The organism is Zobellella iuensis (genome assembly GCF_016746085.1).
Taxonomy (GTDB): Bacteria; Pseudomonadota; Gammaproteobacteria; order Enterobacterales; family Aeromonadaceae; genus Oceanimonas; species Oceanimonas iuensis.
In genome coordinates this window covers 11,901-30,049 of record NZ_JAERTZ010000026.1, presented here as the reverse complement: position 1 = coordinate 30,049, position 18,149 = coordinate 11,901, and the positions used below count along the sequence as shown (strand labels likewise).

Below are 18,149 nucleotides of genomic sequence, written 5' to 3'. Positions count from 1 at the left end.
GTTGTGTCAGGGCTGCTCTTCCACCGTGGCCGGGGTGCCGGCCGGGCGGTATTTCAGCAGGAAGGCGACGGTAAAGGCCAGGGCCACGCCCAGGCCGATCAGGGTGGCCGGCTGCATGCCCAGGCCGAAGCCGATATCCGCATGGGCCAGGTAGGTGAAGGTGACCGCGGTCATAAAGATGGCGGGCAGGGTGCATACCCAGTGCAGCTTGCCTTCCTTGGCCAGGTAGGCGGCGGCGGCCCACAGCATGATCATGGCGGTGGTCTGGTTGGCCCAGCCGAAGTAGCGCCAGATCACGCCGAACTCGGCCTGGGTGATCAGGTAGCCGATCACGAACATGGGCAGGGCGATCAGCAGCCGCTTGGGCAGGGACTGCTGGGGCAGTTTGAGGAAGTCGGCGATGATCAGGCGGGCGCTGCGAAAGGCGGTGTCGCCCGAGGTGATCGGCAGTATCACCACGCCCAGTATCGCCAGCACGCCGCCCACCACGCCCAGCAGGCTGGTGGAAACCTGGTGCACCACGGCGGCCGGGCCGCCGCTGGCCAGCACCGCGTTCAGCGCCTCCGGGCTTTCATAGAAGGAGATGCCGAGGCTGCACCAGATCAGCGCTATCACCCCTTCGCCGATCATGGCGCCGGTGAAGATAAAGCGGCCGGAGCGCTCGTTTTGCATGCAGCGGGCCATCAGCGGGGACTGGGTGGCATGAAAGCCGGACACGGCGCCGCAGGCGATGGTGATAAACAGCAGCGGCCACAGGGGCAGGCCGTCCGGATGCAGGTTGCCGAAGTCCAGCCCGCCCGAGTGGAAGCCGTTGCCGCTGGCGAACTGGCCCAGCAGCAGGCCGACCGACATAAACACCAGCAGGGCGCCGAAGATGGGATAGAGGCGGCCGATGATTTTGTCGATCGGCACCAGGGTGGCGATGATGTAATAGGCGAAGATGGCGGCCACCCAGGCGGCGACCGTGGTGCCGGAGAGATCGCCCAGCAGCTTGGCCGGGCCCAGCACGAACACCACGCCCACCAGCAACAGCAGCAGCACGGCGAAGATATTCATAAAGTGCTTGGCGAAGCTGCCCAGTTGCTGGCCGACCACGGTGGGCACCGAGGCGCCCCTGGCCCGCACCGACAGCATGCCGGAAAAGTAGTCGTGCACGGCGCCGGCGAAGACGCAGCCGAACACTATCCAGAGCATGGCCACGGGGCCGTAGAGGGCACCCAGTATGGGGCCGAAGATGGGGCCCAGGCCGGCGATGTTCAGCAACTGCACCAGGTAGACCTTCTTGTCCGACATGGGCACATAGTCGACCCCGTCGGCCATGGTGACCGCCGGGGTATCCAGCTCGGGCCGGGGCCCGAACAGGCGCTCGATGAATTTTCCGTAGGTGAAGTAACCGGCAATCAAGAGGCCGATGCAAAGTAAAAGCCACGTCATAACACTGCTCCTTTTGTGTGAACGGGTTGTTAATGGATTGCAGTGTATGGATCCGGCCGGCAAAGTCCCGGTGAGATTGGGTGAGCGGTCATATGGCCCGCCGAGCGGCAAGGCCCCCTGCCGGAACCGGGCCGGAAGGTGAGCGCTATCACGTTGCGGTGAAGCCGAAATGGTCCTTGAGCAGTTTCAGGTAGCGGCGGCTGACCGGCAGGGTATGGCCATGGCGGGTCTTGAGTTCGGCGGCGTGGTTGTCCAGCAGGGTGATTTCGCGAATCGCCTCGCCGCGGACCAGGTACTGGCGGTGAATGCGCAGCAGGGGGCTGCGCGACTCCAGCGCCGTGAGGGTGAGCTGGGCATGGTAGGTGGCCTCGGCGGTCACCAGGTGGACGCCGCCGAGATCCGAATAGGCGTATTCCACCTCGTCGATGGGCACCAGGCGGATGCGCTGGTGCTGGTAGCAGGGCACCATCCGCAGGGGCGGGGTCACCGCCGCCAGATCCTGGGGCGCCAGCGCCTGGGATAGCCGGGCCAGGGTCTTGTGCAGCCGGGCCGGAGCCACGGGTTTGAGCAGGTAGTCGAAGGCGTTGTCCTCGAAGGCCTGCACCGCGTAGTCGTCGAAGGCGGTAACGAACACCACCCGGGGCAGGCGGGCGGGATCGAGCAGGGCCAGCAGCTCCAGCCCGCTGACCTTGGGCATCTGGATATCGAGGAAGACCACATCGGGCCGCAGCCGGTTGAGCAGGGCCAGCGCCTCCAGGGCGTTGCCGGCCTCCGCCAGCACGGTGACGTTTTCGGCGCGCAGCAGCTCGGCCAGCTCGGCGCGGGCATAGGGTTCGTCGTCGACGACAAGGGCACTGATCATGGGTTGTCCTCCGTAACGGGCAGCGATACCGTAACCCGGGTCCAGCGTTCCGGCTCGCATTCTATCTGCACCCCGTACTGGTCGCCATAGAGGGACTTGACCCGCTTGTCGACCAGGCCGAGGCCGAGCCCGTCCGACCGGGCGGCGGGCTGGTAGTTGCCGGCGTTATCGGTGATCCGCAGCCGTATCTGTTCGCCCTCCCGCCGCGCCTCCACCCGGATATCGCCCTGCTCCAGCAGGGTGGAGGTGCCGTGCTTGATGGCGTTCTCGATGATGGGCTGCAGGGTGAAGGTGGGCAGCCGCTGCCCCAGCAGGGCCTCGGGCACGTCGAAGCCGACCCTGAGCCGGTCGCTGAAACGGGCCTGCTCTATCGCCAGATAAGCCTGCACGTGCTCCAGCTCTTCCTTCAGGGTGGTGCGCTCGCCGGAGCGCTTGAGGTTCTTGCGGAAAAAATGGGACAGGTGCAGCAGCAGGGCCCTGGCCTTGTCCGGATCCAGCCGGATGATGGCGCCGATGGTGTTGAGCGCGTTGAACAGGAAGTGGGGATTGACCTGGGCGTGGACCAGCTTCAGCTCGGCCTGGGTCAGCAACTGCTGCTGGCGCTCCAGCTGGCCGCTCAAGATCTGGTGGGCCATCAGCTCGGCGATGCCTTCGCCCAGGGTGCGGTTGATCTTGAGGAACAGCCGTTTCTTAGGCTCGTAGAGCTTGATGGTACCGAGGATGCCGTTGCCGCCCCGGATGGGGATCACCAGCACCGAGCCCAGCTTGCAGTCGGCGGCGAGGGAGCAGGCATAGGGCGTTTGGTAACCGTCGGCGAACTTCACCTGCTGATCCGCTATCGCCTCCAGGGTCAGGGCCGAGGAGATGGGGGTGCCTGGCCGGTGGTGCTCGTGGCCCAGGCCGGTGAAGGCCAGGATCTTTTCCCGATCGGTAATGGCCACGGCGGCGACCCCGATCTCCTGGTGCAGTATGCGGCAGATCTGCTCGGCGGACTCCCGGCCGAAGCCCCTGGCCATGATGCCCACGGTGCGGCGGGCGATGGCCAGGGCCCTGGCCGAATAGGCGCTGGAGAATTTTTCACGCATGGCCTTCTGATCGCGGATCATGCTGATGAACAGTGCGGCGCCGGTGGCGTTGGCGAGCAGCATGGGCAGGGCGATCACCTGCACCAGGGCCCAGGCCTGCTCGAAGGGGCGGGCGACCAGCAGTATGGTGCCCATCTGCAGGGCCTCCGCCGCCAGGGTGGTGAAGAAGGCGATGCGGGGGGAGAAGAGGGCGGTGATATTGCCCTTCCTCACCAGCCAGTAGTGCACCAGGCCACCCAGCAGTCCCTCCAGGGTGGTGGAGATGGCGCAGGCCAGGTCGGTAAAGCCGCCCATGGAATAACGGTGCAGGCCGCCGGTGAGGCCGACCAGAAAGCCGATGACGGGCCCGCCCAGCAGGCCGCCCAGCACGGCCCCCACCGCCCGGGTGTTGGCGATGGCGTCCTGTACCGCCAGGCCGAAGTAGCTGCCCATGATGCAGAAGCCGGAGAACACAAAATAGATCAGCAATTTGTGCGGCAAGCGCATGGAGTAGTTGGCCATGGGCCTGAACAGGGGGGACTTGGAAAACAGATAGGCGATCACCAGAAAGACGCTCATCTGCTGCAGCAGGGAGAGGATCAACAACATCCGCAAGGCTCCTCGGGGTCGGCTCCGCCCGGCCTCGGTGGCCGGCATGGTTCAGGAGGCTATTGTCGGCCCTGAGCGGCGGCAAGTAAATGCGGGGTAGCGTTGGAGCGGTAGGGGCGTCGTAGGGTCGAATTTATTCGACCGACCACGGCGCCGTTGGCGGGATGGTCCATTGAAGTGGACCCTACAACAACCCCCGGCGGCGCAGCCGGGGGAATCCTCAACCAGCCGGTTAAAACTCGGCGTTGCGCGGGGTGCGGGGGAAGGGGATCACGTCGCGCACGTTGGCCATGCCGGTCACGTAGGCCACCAGGCGCTCGAAGCCGAGGCCAAAGCCGGAGTGGGGCACGGTGCCGTAGCGGCGCAGATCCCGGTACCACCAGTAGTCTTCCTTATTCAGGCCCATCTCCTCCATACGCCGGTCCAGCACTTCCAGCACTTCTTCCCGCTGGGAGCCGCCGATGATCTCGCCGATGCCGGGAGCCAGCACGTCCATGGCCGCCACGGTTTCGCCATCCGGGTTCAGCTTCATGTAGAAGGCCTTGATGTGCCGCGGGTAGTTCTTCACCACCACCGGCGCCTTGAAGTGTTCTTCCGCCAGGTAGCGTTCGTGCTCGGAAGAGAGGTCTATGCCCCATTCCACCGGGAATTCGAAGGTACGGCCGCTTTCTTGCAGGATGCGCACCGCGTCGGTGTAATCCACCTGGGCGAAGTCTTTTTCCACAAAGTCCTGCAGCCGGGTGACCACCTCCTTGTTGACCCGCTCGGCGAAGAAGCTCATGTCGTCCATGCGCTCTTCGAGTACGGCCTTGAACACATACTTGAGCATGTCTTCGGCCAGGGCGGCGATGTCGTTCAGATCGGCGAAGGCCAGTTCCGGCTCTATCATCCAGAACTCGGCCAGGTGGCGGCTGGTGTTGGAGTTTTCGGCGCGGAAGGTGGGGCCGAAGGTGTAGATCTTGCTCAGCGCGCAGGCGTAGGTTTCGCCGTTCAACTGGCCGGATACGGTAAGGAAAGCCTCTTTGCCGAAGAAGTCTTCGCCGAAGTCCACATTGCCCTTGTCGGTGCGCGGCAGGTTGTGCATATCCAGGGTGGACACCCGGAACATCTCGCCGGCGCCTTCGGTGTCGGCGGCGGTGATGATGGGGCTGGCCACCCAGATGTAGCCGCGCTCGTGGAAGAAGCGGTGAATGGCCTGGGACAGGCAGTTGCGCACCCGGGCCACGGCGCCGATCAGGTTGGTGCGCGGGCGCAGGTGGGCATATTCACGTAGGTATTCGATGGAATGGCGCTTGGCGGCCATGGGGTAGGTGTCGGGATCGTCCACCCAGCCCACCACCTTGACTTCGGTGGCCTGCAGTTCGAAATCCTGGCCCTGGCCCTGGGAGGCGGCCACGGTGCCGCTCACTTCCACCGAGCAGCCGGTAGTCAGACGCACCACTTCGGACTGATAATTCGCCACTTCGTTGGGCACCACGGCCTGCACCGGATGGAAGCAGCTGCCGTCGTGTACCGCCAAAAACGAAATGCCCGCCTTGGAGTCACGGCGAGTACGAATCCACCCCTTTACGGTCAGGGTGGTACCAACGGGGTATTTGCCCGCCAGCACATCTGCAACGGATGCGTGGGTCATCTTGAATCGCTCTCCAGCTTTAACTAAATCGGCGCCCGGCCGATAGACTATATATAAGGGGGCTAATGTTACCCTTGTAGCCTCAGGACTCAAGCAAAAGATGTGCGTGGAGGTGGCCTATGGTACAGCGACGCATCGACTGGCTGGGCCGGTTACTCGCCGGCATGACCTTGGGTGGCTGGGCGCTTTACGCCCTGCTGCTGATCCTGTTCCACTACGGCCGCCCCGAGCAGGAGTTCGGCTACCTGAAATACCTGGAAGTTGACGTCAGAACCACCTGGCTGAGCCTGCCGACCTACTGGTTCCATGTGGGCATCTGGGGCGCCCTGGGGCTGGCGGTGACCACCTTTACCCTGGTGCACCTCAAGGGCCGCCGCCACAGCCAGTTCCTCAAGGTGTACCTCGTTATGCTGGCCTCGGCCGCCGTCTTTACCCTGCTGCTGTTCTATTTCTATCCGGAGTAGCAGTGTCAAGCCGCGAGGGAATGCATATACTCAACGCAGCCATGATCCCAGGGAGGGGAGAGAATGCTGCGTTTACTCATGGTGTTTTTGCTGTTTGCCTGGCCGCTGCAGGCGGCCGAGCCGCTGCGCTGGCACGGCGGCAACGACCTGAACGAGGCCGGCCGGCTGCTGCACGAGCTGCTGCTGCCGGAGCCCGCCGCCTTTGCATCCCTCAGCCTGGCGGAGCGGGATGCCTGGCTCGGCCGGGAATGGCGCCGGGTGCTGGCCGAACGGGCGCGCTTCGCCCAGTACCGGCTGCCGCCGGAGCGGGGAGAAGCCGGATTCAACCAGGCCCTGGCCGGCGACGAGCTGGTCGCCTACCTGCGCCGCCAGCAGCCGGACTACCCCGGTTACCGGCAGCTCAGGCAACACTACCTGGCCCTGGCGCAGGTCAACCACCATACCCCCCTGCCGCCCGGTGCCGAGGTGCGCCCCGGCGAGCGGGATGCGGCCATTCCCGCCCTGCGCCAACGCCTGCTTGAGCTGGGCCATGCCCTGCCACCGCCCCGCGGCCGGGCGGATGCCCTCGATGCCTCCCTGAGCGAGGTGCTGAAAAGCCTGCAACAGGCCCATGGCCTGGCGGCCACCGGCCGGCTGAACGACGACACCCGGGCCCTGCTTTCCCGCTCACCGGCCGAGGTGCGGGCCGAGCTGCGCCACAACCTGCGCCGCTGGCTGCTGCTGCCGCCCGCCGCCCCCGAGCGCTATGTGCTGGTGAACATTCCCGCCTACCGGCTGACGCTGATGCAAAACCAGCGGCCGGAGCTTGAAATGAAAGTAATAGTGGGGCGGCCCGACTGGCCCACCCCGGCCCTGGCCACCCATATCGACGGCCTCAAGCTCAATCCCGACTGGACCCCCACCGCCAATATCATCCGCGAAGATCTGCTGCCGGCCCAGCGCCGGGACAGCGGCTTTCTCGCCCGCAACGGTTTCAGCGTCTGGCTGCCGGGAGAGGGCGAGGGCCAGGATCCCGGCACCATCGACTGGCTGCAACCGCCCGCCGGGATCAGGCTGGTACAGGCGCCCGGGCCCAACAACGCCCTGGGGCGGCTGAAGTTCGAAATGCCTAACCGCTTCGACGTATACCTGCACGATACGCCGGACAAGCGCCCGTTCAATGAGGCCGAACGGGCCCTGAGCCACGGCTGCGTGCGCCTGGCCGAGCCAGAGCGCCTGGCCACCGGCCTGGGCTGGCCTTTGCCTCCGGGCTCGCAGACCCGCATTCTGCCGGCTGTTGGCCGGGTGCCCCTGTATCTGGTGTATTTCACCGCCTGGGTGGAGCAGGGGCACCTGGTGTTTACCCGGGATATTTATGGCAAAAATGGATGAGGGGTGATGCCTAACCCGGCCCAGGGTCGAATTTATTTGACCAGGCGGCGTTAATGGCGCGCAAGGAACCAGGGGCAACGCAACCCAGCCACAAGGACGGCTTATGTTGGCAGAACAATTCCGGCGCCTGCTGCCGGACGAACAGGGGCTCAGCAAGGTGGAATTCGCCGTGATAGGCGCCCTGCTGGCCATTGGCGCGCTGCTGGCGTTTGATCAGCTCGGCGTTGTTGGCCAGCTGATTTTCATGATTCTCAACCGGATCCGGGGCTAACCAAGGGCGCCGAATACGGCGGTATCGACAGGCTGGCTCGCACAGACAGAGCCGGCCCCATTCCGGTGCCCGGTGCGGGTTGCCGGGTGCTCCAGGCTATGCCTTGTTCGCTACACATTCAGTTATAGGCCTGGCACCTCGATGCCGGTGCCGGCGGCGCTTATCACCGGGCCGCGCTCCCCCTGACCGCGCTTCCTCCTGGCCCCTGACCCTGGTGGCCAGCCCCCGGGACTTGGCCGACGGCCAGAGGATGCCGGCTTATCAATACTCCCTCCATCGGCGGTATGGCCTTGCTATTTATAACGGCGCCCACCAAATGGAATATCGATGCATTATGGTGGTGTCAATAGCGAATGGCGAGGCATAACGCCAGTTATTAACGGAACCAGTACGAACGATTATTGATTGAAGTGATTGCTTCGGGTGTTTGGAGATTAAAAAATAACCAAGCGGTAACCTGGAAATCAGCTAAAGAGCGATTGTTCTAAAAAATAGGAAGATAGTGCGAAATAAGGCGGGAAACAGTACTAAAAATAAGCTGTTTTTGGGATTGGATAAATACCATGGCGGACACTATACCTTATAACTAAGCACTAAGTGCTGGGTCCGGGTTGAATCCGGAGCATATAATCGAGCAGAAAGGAGGCGGCGCGACTATATGAAAAAAACGGGTATGTAAATCACCATGCTCACCAATCCTGTCGGCAGGTCCGGCGCATGAAACTGGCAATAAAAGGATTTTCCATAACGCTATGGAAATAAAAATACGCAACAAGGATAGAGGGTATTTTTATGTTGATTTTAAAAGAACTGAATCGTTTGATCGAAGATGAAGAAGGGCTGACCACCGTTGAATATGCCATTGCCGGCACTTTGGTGGCTGTGGCGGTAGTGACCGCCTTCTCCAACTTGGGTGACGCCGTGGGCGACCGGGTCCAGGATATGGCGAATATCATTAATGGAGAAGTTACTGCTGTAGACCCCATTGTCGAACCTGAATAATAATGGATTGGCTTTCGTAAGGGCAGGCATTAAGTCTGCCCCTTATTGATTCAGTGGTGGTGATATGGAATTGTTGCCATTTTCATTGTTTCTGTTGCTCTCGTCATGGATTGATCTGAGGGTGAACAGGATTCCCAATTGGTTGACCTTGGGTTTTATTCCACTCTCGTTGTTTTATCATTTTTTATGGGGAGAGGGGCTTCCTTTCAGTCTGACAGGTATTGTCTATGCGTTTATAGTGCTTTTTCCATTGTTTTTTTTCCGGTTTCTAGCCGGAGGAGATGTCAAGCTGGGCTTGGGAGTAGCCGCCTTTACAGGATGGCAGGTATTTCTGGAGTCCCTGCTTTATGGCCTGATTATCGGCCTGCCGCTGGTGCTGCTGCTGGCCTGGCGCCGGGTGGGCTGGCAAGGTTTTAAAACTACCTTTAGCCGCTACGGTATTATTCTGGGCACCCGCCGCTATCTGGCGCCGGTAGAGGGGGAGATGGCGGGCCTGAAGGTGCCCTATGGCCCGGCCCTGGCGCTGGGGGCCGCCCTGGCGGTAGGGCTGAACCACTTTAATATTTTTACCCTGGTGTCGTAGGGTCGAATTTATTCGACCGGTTATTTCTACAGGAAAACGGGTGGTCGAATCAATTCGACCCTACGGACTCGGCAGCAGGATGCTCCCTGCCGGTGCAGCCGGCAACTTTCGGCTTCAAGCTTCCGGCTTAAAGCTTCAAGCTTCAAGCTTCCGGCTTATAACAGGAGGTACAAGGATGTACTTGCCCAAACCCAGGACCTTGGCCGACACCGGCCTGTCCCGCGAGCTGCTGTGTCGCCTGATGCTGCGCCATCTGCAGGAGGAAGGCAGCCTCTCGCTGCCGGCGTTAAGCGAGCGGCTCTGCCTGCGCGCCAGCATTATCGAACCGCTGCTGCAAGAGCTGAAAACCCTGCAGCTGGCGGAGGTGCGCGCCTCGGGGCGGATGGACGAGCCCATTCGCTACGCCCTGACCGGCAAGGGCCAGCACGAGGCCCAGGAGCTGAGCAGCCGCGACGGCTATATAGGGCCGGCCCCCATAGCGCTTGCGGACTACCACCGGCTGGTGCTGGCCCAGGCCCTGGGGAAACACGGCATTCATCGCGACCGCCTCGTCGCCGCCCTCGATAATATGGTCGTCAGCGACGAGTTGATCAATTCCCTGGGGCCCGCACTCAATTCCCGCCGGCCGCTGCTGATTTATGGCCATGCGGGCACGGGTAAAAGTTTTTTGTGCCACCGCTTTAACCGGATTTTCGATGAAAGTATTTATGTGCCCCATGCCATAGCGGTGCAGAATACCATTATCCCGGTATTCGATCCCCTCTATCACTGGCGGCTGGACGCACCGGATAAAGAAGAGCGGGATGGCCGCTATATTCCCTGCCGCCGCCCGCTGGTGATGGTGGGCGGTGAACTGAAGCTGGATATGCTGGAGGTGCATTTCGATCGCCAGGCCCGGCAATATGGCGCGCCTCTGCAGTTAAAGGCCAATAACGGCGTTTTTTTGATCGACGACCTGGGCCGGCAAAGTTTTTCCGCCGACCAGCTGTTCAATCGCTGGATAGTGCCGATGGAAGAACGGCGCGATTTTCTCTCGCTGTCCAATGGCCTGCATTTCGATGTTCCCTTCGAGCAGATACTGGTATTTTCCACCAACCTGGAGCCTAAAATCATTGCCGATGATGCCTTTATCCGCCGCCTGGGTTACAAGATTCATCTACAAGCAATGCCCGATGATTTATATCGCAAGGTATGGCGTATGAATCTTGATAAGTATCAGCTTGCGGCCGCCGAGAGCCTGTTCGAATTTATGGTGTCCAGCCTCCATAAAAACAGTGGCAAACCCCTGATTGCCTGCTATCCGCGGGATATCCTGGGTATTGCGCGCGATATTATGCACTTTAATGGGCAGGCCGGGCAGCCCCTGGATGAAGCGATATTAACCCAGGCCTGGGATATGTACTTCGTGCGCTGAGCGGGTTCAGTGGCAATGATAAATCAACAGAGAACCAAGGATTAGGTTATGAAAACACGTACCCTGCTGTTGTTTATATTATCCGTGATCTTCGGCCTCGCCGCTGCCTGGATGGCGAACAACTGGCTCAACCAGCAAAACCGCCCCTTGGTGACGCAAGTCGACACCGAAACCACCCGGGTGGTGGTGGCCGCCATCGATCTGGTGCCCGGTGCGCCCATCGAGCCCCTGCACGTTCAGTTGCGGGAAATCGATAGCCGCCTGGTGCCGCCCGGCGCCCTTACCAGCCTGGACCAGGTACAAAACATGGTGGCCAAGAACAACCTCTACCGGGGCGACGTGCTACGCAAGGAGCGGCTGGCCCCCCTGGGCCAGGGCAGCACCCTGTCGGTGCTGCTGGAGCCCGGCATGAGGGCGGTCACGGTGCGGGTAAACGACGTGATCGGCGTGGCCGGTTTCCTGTTGCCCGGCAACCGGGTCGATATTCTGTTTACCGAAAGCAACATGACCAGCACTGTGCTGCACAATCTCAAGGTGCTGGCGGTGGATCAGACCCAGCATACCGATGAAAACCGGCCCAAGCTGGTGCGCGCCGTCACCCTGGAGGTGACTCCCGAGCAGGCCGAGCGGCTGGTGAATGCCAGCTCCAACGGCCGCATCCAGCTGGCGTTGCGCAACCCCAACGACGAGCAGGACGTGATGGCGGCGGCGTTGGCCCCTGAGCCGGCCGCCGCCAAGCCGGCGGCTGCTCAGCCCAGGGCCAAACCGCGGCCGTCTACCGTTGATCTGATCAAGGGCAGCAACCAACAGCAGGTGCCGGTGAAAAGCTAAAAAATACCTATCAAGCAGAACATTCACACGGAGGTGGCTATGAATAGCTTGAAACACATCACGCTGGGGGCCTTGTTACTGTTGCTGCCCTGGCAACTCTGGGCCGGCGGCAGCCTGCAGCGGGCGGGCAGCGAAGTACAGCTGCCCATTCATAAATCCCGCTCCCTGATGCTGGACAGGCCCGCCAGCCGGGTGTCGGTGGGCAACCCGGCCATTGCCGACGTGCTGGTGCTGCAGGATCGCGAGCTTTACCTGGTGGGCAAGTCGCTGGGGCACACCAACCTGATGGTATGGGATATGAACGATGCCCTGATGCAGGTGTACGACATCGAAGTCAGTCACGACCTGCAAGGGCTCAAGGACAGGCTTTACCGCTTCCTGCCCAACGAGCCTGTCCAGGTGCACAGTTCCCAGGGGCAGCTGGTGATGAGCGGCGAGGTCTCGGATCTCGACAAGCTCAACGCCGCCTATCAACTGGCCCGGGGCTATGTGGTGGCCGCCGAGGGCGGCACCGCCCGCTCCGAGGTGATGAACATGATGAGCGTGGGCGGCGGCCAGCAGGTGATGCTGGAGGTGACCGTGGCCGAGGTGGCGCGGGACACTTCCCGCAGCTGGGAGTCCGCCTTCGGCCTGAGCCTGAAGGGCGGCAGCTTTACCCTGCTGCGCGACAGCGTGGGCCAGCTGGCCGATTTCGGCACCAATACCCTGCTGGGCAACTGGACCAGCAAGGACGACATCTTCCAGGTGGCACTGGATCTGGCCAAGACCCGTGGCCTGGCCCGGGTGCTGGCCGAGCCGCGCATCACCGCCATCAGCGGCCAGTCCGCCGAGTTTCTCTCCGGCGGCGAGTTTCCGGTGCCGGTGCCCAAGGAGGACGGCATTGCCATCGAATTCAAGGAGTTCGGGGTGGGGCTCAAGTTTACGCCCGTGGTGCTCGGCAGCGGCAAGATCAACCTCAACCTGAGTGTGGCGGTCAGCGAGCCCACAGTGGCCAACACCACCAGTATTCCCGTCTTCGGCAATATCACCGCGCTCAACAAGCGCCGCGCCGGCACCACGGTGGAGCTGGGCGACGGCCAGACCATCGGCATCGCCGGCCTGCTGAGTGAAAGCACGCGCGAGTCGGTCAGCCAGTTGCCCTTTATGGGCGACATTCCCGTGCTGGGTCACCTCTTTAGCAGCCGCAGCTTCGTCAAGGGCGAGTCGGAGCTGGTGATTATGGTGACGCCCCGCCTGGTGCGGCCTTTCGACAAGCAGCAGGTCACCCTGCCCACCGATGGCTTTATCGAGCCCAACGACATGGAGTTCTACCTGTTGGGCCGGATGTCGGAGCGCACCCGGGTGGGTGACGGCACTCCCCTGGCCCAGCCCGCCGGCAACAGCGGGGTGAGCCCTGTCATGGGAGAAGGGGGAACGGAGCAGACTTATGGTCAGTCTTTATAGGAGCGGCAAGATGAAACCGACACTACTGATATTGCTGGCCGGCGGGCTGCTGGCCGGCTGTGCCACCGAGCGCCACTACAACTTTGCCATGGGCGAAAGCCTCCGGGAGCTGAACGAGCTGCAGATCATGGATCCGGAGGCCCCGGCCCGCAACGACGGTAAAATCGCGGCCCTGACCCTGGACGGCAACTACGGTGTGCCCCTCTATGGCAAATACGCCAAGGGGGCCGAGGCCCCGGCCGAGGGCAAGACCCAGGTCACCCTGAACTTTGGCAACTAGCAGGAGTGAACGCCATGCAAGCGTTATCGCACCGCAAGCAGCAAAAGGGCGCCGTGCTGATACTGGTGACGGTGGCGATGTTTGTGCTCTTGGGATTTACCGCCCTGGCCCTGGACGGGGGCTATTTGTTGCTGAATAAAACCAGGGTGCAGGACGCGGTGGATGCCGCAGCCTTGAGTGGCGCCAAAACCCTGGACGACGGCGGCACCCAGGCCCAGGCCGAGCAGGCGGTTAAAAATACCCTGGTCGCCATCTTCCAGGGGGAGGGATTCAGTTCGGTCAATGTGAACCTGGCCCAGCTGGACAATCCCGACTTGCTGCAAATTCAGTTCTCCCATACGGTCAGCCCCTTTACGCCCATCAACCACCCGGACGCCAGCTATATCCGGGTGACCCTGGGCAATGTGCCCGTGACCCAGTTTTTCTCGCAACTGGTGCTGGATACCTGGCAGGTCTGGGCCTCGGCGGTGGCGGGGCCCAGCCCGCCCATTCAGGAGGAGGAAGAGTGTCGGATCCTTCCTTTGCTGATGTGCGCGGGCGACCTGTCCAGCCAGAACGAGCCCGACTACAACTTTGGCTTCACGCCTTCCAGCAATGATCAGCGGGGGGACGTGCTGGTTATCAAGGCGCCCAACCATAATCGCAATTCCGTGGTGGGGCCGGGCAATTTCATGGCGATCGATCTGGATGGGGTGGGCGGTGGCGCCAACGAGTTCCGGGACGGGCTGGCCGGCAATGTGCATGGTGCCACCTGTGTGCCCACGGGCGACACGGTGGAGACCAAAACCGGCAATATGGTCGGCCCCACCCAGCAAGGGCTGAACACCCGTTTTGGGGAGTATCTCTCGCCCATGTCCGAGCCCACCACCGAGCCGGTTGCCGGCGGGGCCGAAGGCTACTATGCGGACTGCGAGGTGCCCAACTACACCAACACCGGCCTGGAACTGGTCAACTTTGTTGGCAGCCAGTTCGACAGCAACAATGGCGGCAACAATGTGCTGAACGACGCCACTACCCTGGCCAAGTTGCAGGATTATCCCGACTACGCCAAGGGCATTGCGGGCGGCAGCAAGTCGACCGATCCCGGCACCAGTTATTGCCTGCCCAAGCGACGCATGGTGCGGGTGCCGGTGGCTAACTGCACCGGCCATAATCCCGGGCAGTCTACCCTCACCGTGATGGGCACGGCCTGCATGTTTCTGATCCAGAAGGTCACTGGCCAGGGGAATACCCAGTTTGTGGTGGCCGAGTTCGTTGAGAATTGCACCAACGATGGCACCGGGTTCAATAGCAATTCCAACAGCTATCGCCTGGTGCTCTATAAGGACTACGGCAGTAACGGAGGCTCCTGATGAAGCGTCTTTTGTCCAGGCAAAAAGGACTGGCTGCCGTCGAGGCGACCATAGTGATGCCTCTGCTGTTGCTGATGCTGCTGGCCATTGCCGAATTCGGCCGCGCCCTGTACCAGTACAATACCCTGACCCAGGCGGTCAGGGCCGGGGCCCGGGCGGTGAGTTTCAGCGAAAACCCGGGCAATTTCGAACTGACCGCCGCTATGCAGGCCAGGGCCAGAAACCTGATCCTCTACGGCCAGGAAGTACCCGGCGAGGCGCCGGTGTTGCCGGGGCTGAGCGCTGCTGACATCAGCTTCAGCACTGTGGCCATTCCCGAGGGGAGCACCGATCTCTATGTTGAAATCCACACCAGTTACAGCTGGCAACCTATCTTCGGCCTCGGTTTCAATACCTTTTTTGGTGGAGTCATTTCCCTGGATTTTCCGCTGGAAACAAAAATAACCATGAGGGTGCTGCAATGAAACGAACTGCCGGAACCCATATTAAAGGCCAGGTTGGAACGACCACAGTGGAGTTCGCCATTGTCGGTGCCGTGGTGTTTCTGGTGTTGTTCGCGGTGATGGAGGTGGCCCGCCTGATGTATACCTGGGGGCTGCTGAACGAGGTGTCACGCCGGGGGGCCCGGCTGGCGGCGGTATGCACGGTGGAAGAGGGGGTGAATGGTGACGTCTCCAACATGGTGCTGGCGCAAATCGGCGGCTCTTTGCCTGGTTTTGCCCCGGCCAATCTCGAGCTGCAATACCTGGGAGCGGACAGCGGCACTCCCCTGGCCGCCCCCGCCGGCGCCGACGAAGACGACATCAAGTATGTTCGCAGTCGCATCGTCAACTATCGCTACGAGATGATTTTGCCGCTCACGGTGGACTTGAGCGCCTGGGCGCCGGATTTTGCCACCACGGTAAGGACGGAGAGCCTGGGCAATGTGCTGGTTAACGGCATTATCGAAAAAATCCCCTGTGGGGCATGACGAAGGGACCATCTATGACAGACGCCAAAATAGTCGAACTGGAACGCGAAGGGATGCACCCGCTGCCGGCCCTGTCCTGTCCCCTGCAGCTGAATGTGCTGGACCCGGACGAACGGCTCTGGCCCCTGCTCAAGGTAAAACTGCATCACAGCAGCCAGTTGCAGCTGAAAAAACTGAACGAGCAGGACTTTTTGCCCAAGGGCGAGCGCCAGGTACTGCTGCTGGTGGACCACGCCATGATGGTGCCCGTGTACGACGAACTGGAGCGCAAGGCAGGGGAAGAGCGATCCCTGATTTTTGTGGGCGATGTGAAAAACACCGCCCTGGTGCGCCGGGCCATGCGCATGGGGGCCCTGGATTTTCTGCCTTATGAGAGCGAACCGGTCGAGCTGTGGTCGGCCCTGGTGCGGGTGTCGGCGCAAATTTCGGCCAGTATACGGCTGGCGCCGGTAACGGCGGTTATCAACGGTAAGCCCGGCTCCGGGGCCAGCTTTGTCTGTGCCAATCTGGGCTATGCCCTGGGCGATGAGGATAAGCTACAAAAAGTGCTGCTGCTGGATGCCAATATGCACTACGGCTCCCTGGCCGACTACCTTAACATAAAAGACAGGCAGGGTGGGCTGAACGAGGCCCTGCTGCGGGCCGGCGAGCTGGATGCCATGGCACTGGGCGGCATGGTCAGCAAGGCGCGCGATAAGCTCGATATACTGCCCGCCTCCACCTTGCCGCTGCACGATGAAAAAAGTGTCTCCGCCCGCCAGTGTTCCCAGTTGCTGCACCTGGTGCGCGGCCAGTACGACCATGTAGTGGTGGATATGTCCCGCGGGCCGGAAAACTGGAACCTGCCGTTGCTGGAAAATGCCGACCAGGTGCTGGTGATAATGCAGCAAAGCCTGGCGGGCCTGCGCGAAACCATTTACCTGCTGCGGCAATTGCGTCACGAACTGGGTATATCCAAGGATCGCATCCTGCTGTTGATTAACCGCTACGACAAGAAAAAGGATGTTTCTCTCAAGGATATAGAAAAAGCCACCGAGCTTGCCCGCATTTTTACTTTACCCAACGACTTTGCCATGGCCGAAACCTGTACTGACCTGGGCCGGCTGGTGGCGGAGGAAAAGCGCGGCCATAAACTGGTTGATGCCTTCAATCATATTACCCGGGCGCTGCACATCAAACCGGGGCAGGACGAACCCACACCGGGATTCTTTAACCGGCTGTTCGGCAAAAAATAGCCGAGGCCAAGGGGGTCATGGATGAACCTTGAAGACTATATCCTCAATCAGGAAGAAGAAAGCCACAAGCAACGGCTGCATGCCAAGCTGATGGACATGCTGGACCTGCCCATGCTGCAGGCGGTGTCCAAGGCGCAGGCCGGCGAACAGATAGAACGGCTTTGCCTGCAACTGATGCAGGACTCGCCCACGCCCTTGTCGCTGGTCTCGCGCCAGAAGATAGTGCGCCAGATCCTGGACGAGGTGCTGGGCCTGGGGCCATTGGAACCCCTGCTGGCCGACGCCACCATAGCGGACATCATGGTCAACGGCGCCAAGAGCATCTATGTGGAGCGGCGCGGGCGCATAGAGCGGTTGCCGCTGACCTTTCGGGACGACGAGCACCTGATGGGGGTGATAGAGCGTATCGTCTCCAGCGTGGGCCGGCGTATCGACGAACTCTCCCCCATGGTGGACGCCCGGCTGCAGGACGGCTCCCGGGTCAACGCCATTATCCCGCCCCTGGCGCTGAACGGCCCCACGCTTTCCATCCGCCGCTTTACCGTGGAGAAACTGGCCATCGAGACCCTGATCGACTTTGGCACCATCACCCCGGCCATCGCCCAGGTGATGGAGGCGGTGGTCAAGGGCAAACTCAATATCCTGATCTCCGGCGGCACCGGCACCGGCAAGACCACCTTTCTCAATGTTCTGTCCGGTTTTATTCCGTCCAACCAGCGCATCATCACGGTGGAAGATTCTGCCGAGCTGCAATTGCAGCAGCCCCATGTGGTGCAGCTGGAAAGCCGCCCGGCCAATATTGAGGGCAAGGGCGAGGTGGGACTCAGGGAACTGGTGAAAAATACCCTGCGGATGCGACCCGATCGCATAGTGGTGGGGGAGGTGCGCGGTGCCGAAGCCTTCGACATGCTCACCGCCATGAACACCGGCCACGAAGGTTCTCTGACCACTGTGCATGCCAATACCCCACGCGATGCCCTGGGCCGGCTGGAGAATATGGTGTCCATGACCGGTTTCGATATGCCGATTAAAAATATCCGGGCCCAGGTGGCCTCGGCGCTGGACCTGATTATCCAGCTGGAGCGGCAGGAAGACGGCAAGCGCCGCATGGTCAGCATGCAGGAAGTGCACGGCATGGAAGGCGAAACCATCACCATGTCGGAAATATTCACCTTCGAGCGCACCGGCATCGACGAGCAGGGCAATGTGCTGGGCCGCCACAAGCCCACCGGCGTTATGCCCAACTTTTACGACCGGCTGGCGCGCCGGGGCATGGTGCTGCCGCGCAGCCTGTTCGGCGACGAGGATCTGCACAAAGGGATTTTCTAGGA

Annotated in this window: 18 protein-coding genes; 14 read left to right on the top strand and 4 right to left on the bottom strand. The window is 61.6% G+C overall.

What is annotated here, in order from left to right; translation table 11 throughout:
• Window positions 1-6: 6 nt before the first annotated feature.
• From JKV55_RS14135 to asnS, 4 genes are all read right to left on the bottom strand, one after another.
• Window positions 7-1,434, bottom strand: coding sequence for a carbon starvation CstA family protein (locus tag JKV55_RS14135; RefSeq protein WP_202087011.1), 1,428 nt, complete (start codon window positions 1,432-1,434; stop codon window positions 7-9).
• 148 nt (window positions 1,435-1,582) lie between these two features.
• Window positions 1,583-2,296: a two-component system response regulator BtsR gene (btsR, locus tag JKV55_RS14130; protein WP_202087009.1), complete on the bottom strand. Its 714-nt coding sequence runs from the start codon at window positions 2,294-2,296 to the stop codon at window positions 1,583-1,585.
• Entirely contained in the window at window positions 2,293-3,969 is a 1,677-nt protein-coding gene (locus tag JKV55_RS14125) for a sensor histidine kinase (RefSeq protein WP_202087001.1), read from the bottom strand. Before JKV55_RS14125 ends, btsR begins: the two co-directional genes overlap by 4 nt.
• A 232-nt stretch (window positions 3,970-4,201) precedes the next feature.
• Window positions 4,202-5,602, bottom strand: coding sequence for an asparagine--tRNA ligase (gene asnS / locus JKV55_RS14120; protein WP_202086998.1), 1,401 nt, complete (start codon window positions 5,600-5,602; stop codon window positions 4,202-4,204).
• A gap of 119 nt (window positions 5,603-5,721) precedes the next feature.
• Here asnS and JKV55_RS14115 point away from each other — a divergent pair, with 119 nt between their 5' ends.
• The 14 genes from JKV55_RS14115 to JKV55_RS14050 all read left to right on the top strand — a co-directional run bounded on the left by JKV55_RS14115 (window position 5,722) and on the right by JKV55_RS14050 (window position 18,147).
• Window positions 5,722-6,066: a hypothetical protein gene (locus JKV55_RS14115; RefSeq protein ID WP_202086996.1), complete on the top strand. Its 345-nt coding sequence runs from the start codon at window positions 5,722-5,724 to the stop codon at window positions 6,064-6,066.
• Between the two features lie 63 nt (window positions 6,067-6,129).
• A complete protein-coding gene (locus tag JKV55_RS14110) occupies window positions 6,130-7,437 on the top strand; it encodes a L,D-transpeptidase family protein (protein WP_202086994.1) in 1,308 nt (435 codons plus the stop codon).
• Between the two features lie 103 nt (window positions 7,438-7,540).
• Window positions 7,541-7,708, top strand: coding sequence for a hypothetical protein (locus tag JKV55_RS14105; protein WP_202086985.1), 168 nt, complete (start codon window positions 7,541-7,543; stop codon window positions 7,706-7,708).
• Window positions 7,709-8,500: 792 nt separating this feature from the next.
• Window positions 8,501-8,710 carry a Flp family type IVb pilin gene (locus JKV55_RS14100; protein WP_202086983.1) on the top strand — a complete coding sequence of 70 codons (210 nt, stop codon included), beginning with the start codon at window positions 8,501-8,503 and terminating at the stop codon, window positions 8,708-8,710.
• A gap of 64 nt (window positions 8,711-8,774) precedes the next feature.
• Window positions 8,775-9,293, top strand: a complete 519-nt coding sequence (locus JKV55_RS14095; RefSeq protein WP_202086981.1) for a prepilin peptidase — start codon at window positions 8,775-8,777, stop codon at window positions 9,291-9,293.
• A gap of 175 nt (window positions 9,294-9,468) precedes the next feature.
• Window positions 9,469-10,707: a DUF8689 domain-containing protein gene (locus tag JKV55_RS14090; RefSeq protein WP_202086979.1), complete on the top strand. Its 1,239-nt coding sequence runs from the start codon at window positions 9,469-9,471 to the stop codon at window positions 10,705-10,707.
• Between the two features lie 48 nt (window positions 10,708-10,755).
• Window positions 10,756-11,538, top strand: a complete 783-nt coding sequence (gene cpaB, locus JKV55_RS14085; protein WP_202086977.1) for a Flp pilus assembly protein CpaB — start codon at window positions 10,756-10,758, stop codon at window positions 11,536-11,538.
• 39 nt (window positions 11,539-11,577) lie between these two features.
• A complete protein-coding gene (locus tag JKV55_RS14080) occupies window positions 11,578-12,981 on the top strand; it encodes a type II and III secretion system protein family protein (protein WP_202086975.1) in 1,404 nt (467 codons plus the stop codon).
• A gap of 10 nt (window positions 12,982-12,991) precedes the next feature.
• Window positions 12,992-13,261, top strand: a complete 270-nt coding sequence (locus JKV55_RS14075) for an addiction module component (protein WP_202086973.1) — start codon at window positions 12,992-12,994, stop codon at window positions 13,259-13,261.
• Between the two features lie 14 nt (window positions 13,262-13,275).
• Window positions 13,276-14,613 (top strand): pilus assembly protein TadG-related protein, encoded by a 1,338-nt coding sequence (locus tag JKV55_RS14070; RefSeq protein WP_202086971.1) that lies wholly within the window; start codon window positions 13,276-13,278, stop codon window positions 14,611-14,613.
• Window positions 14,613-15,077, top strand: a complete 465-nt coding sequence (locus JKV55_RS14065; protein WP_202086969.1) for a TadE/TadG family type IV pilus assembly protein — start codon at window positions 14,613-14,615, stop codon at window positions 15,075-15,077. The genes JKV55_RS14070 and JKV55_RS14065 overlap by 1 nt, the downstream gene beginning before the upstream one ends.
• A complete protein-coding gene (locus tag JKV55_RS14060; RefSeq protein ID WP_202086967.1) occupies window positions 15,074-15,583 on the top strand; it encodes a TadE family protein in 510 nt (169 codons plus the stop codon). The genes JKV55_RS14065 and JKV55_RS14060 overlap by 4 nt, the downstream gene beginning before the upstream one ends.
• A 14-nt stretch (window positions 15,584-15,597) precedes the next feature.
• Window positions 15,598-16,818, top strand: a complete 1,221-nt coding sequence (locus JKV55_RS14055) for a CpaE/TadZ family protein (RefSeq protein ID WP_202086965.1) — start codon at window positions 15,598-15,600, stop codon at window positions 16,816-16,818.
• Between the two features lie 21 nt (window positions 16,819-16,839).
• Entirely contained in the window at window positions 16,840-18,147 is a 1,308-nt protein-coding gene (locus JKV55_RS14050) for a TadA family conjugal transfer-associated ATPase (RefSeq protein WP_202086963.1), read from the top strand.
• The last annotated feature ends 2 nt before the right edge of the window (window positions 18,148-18,149 follow it).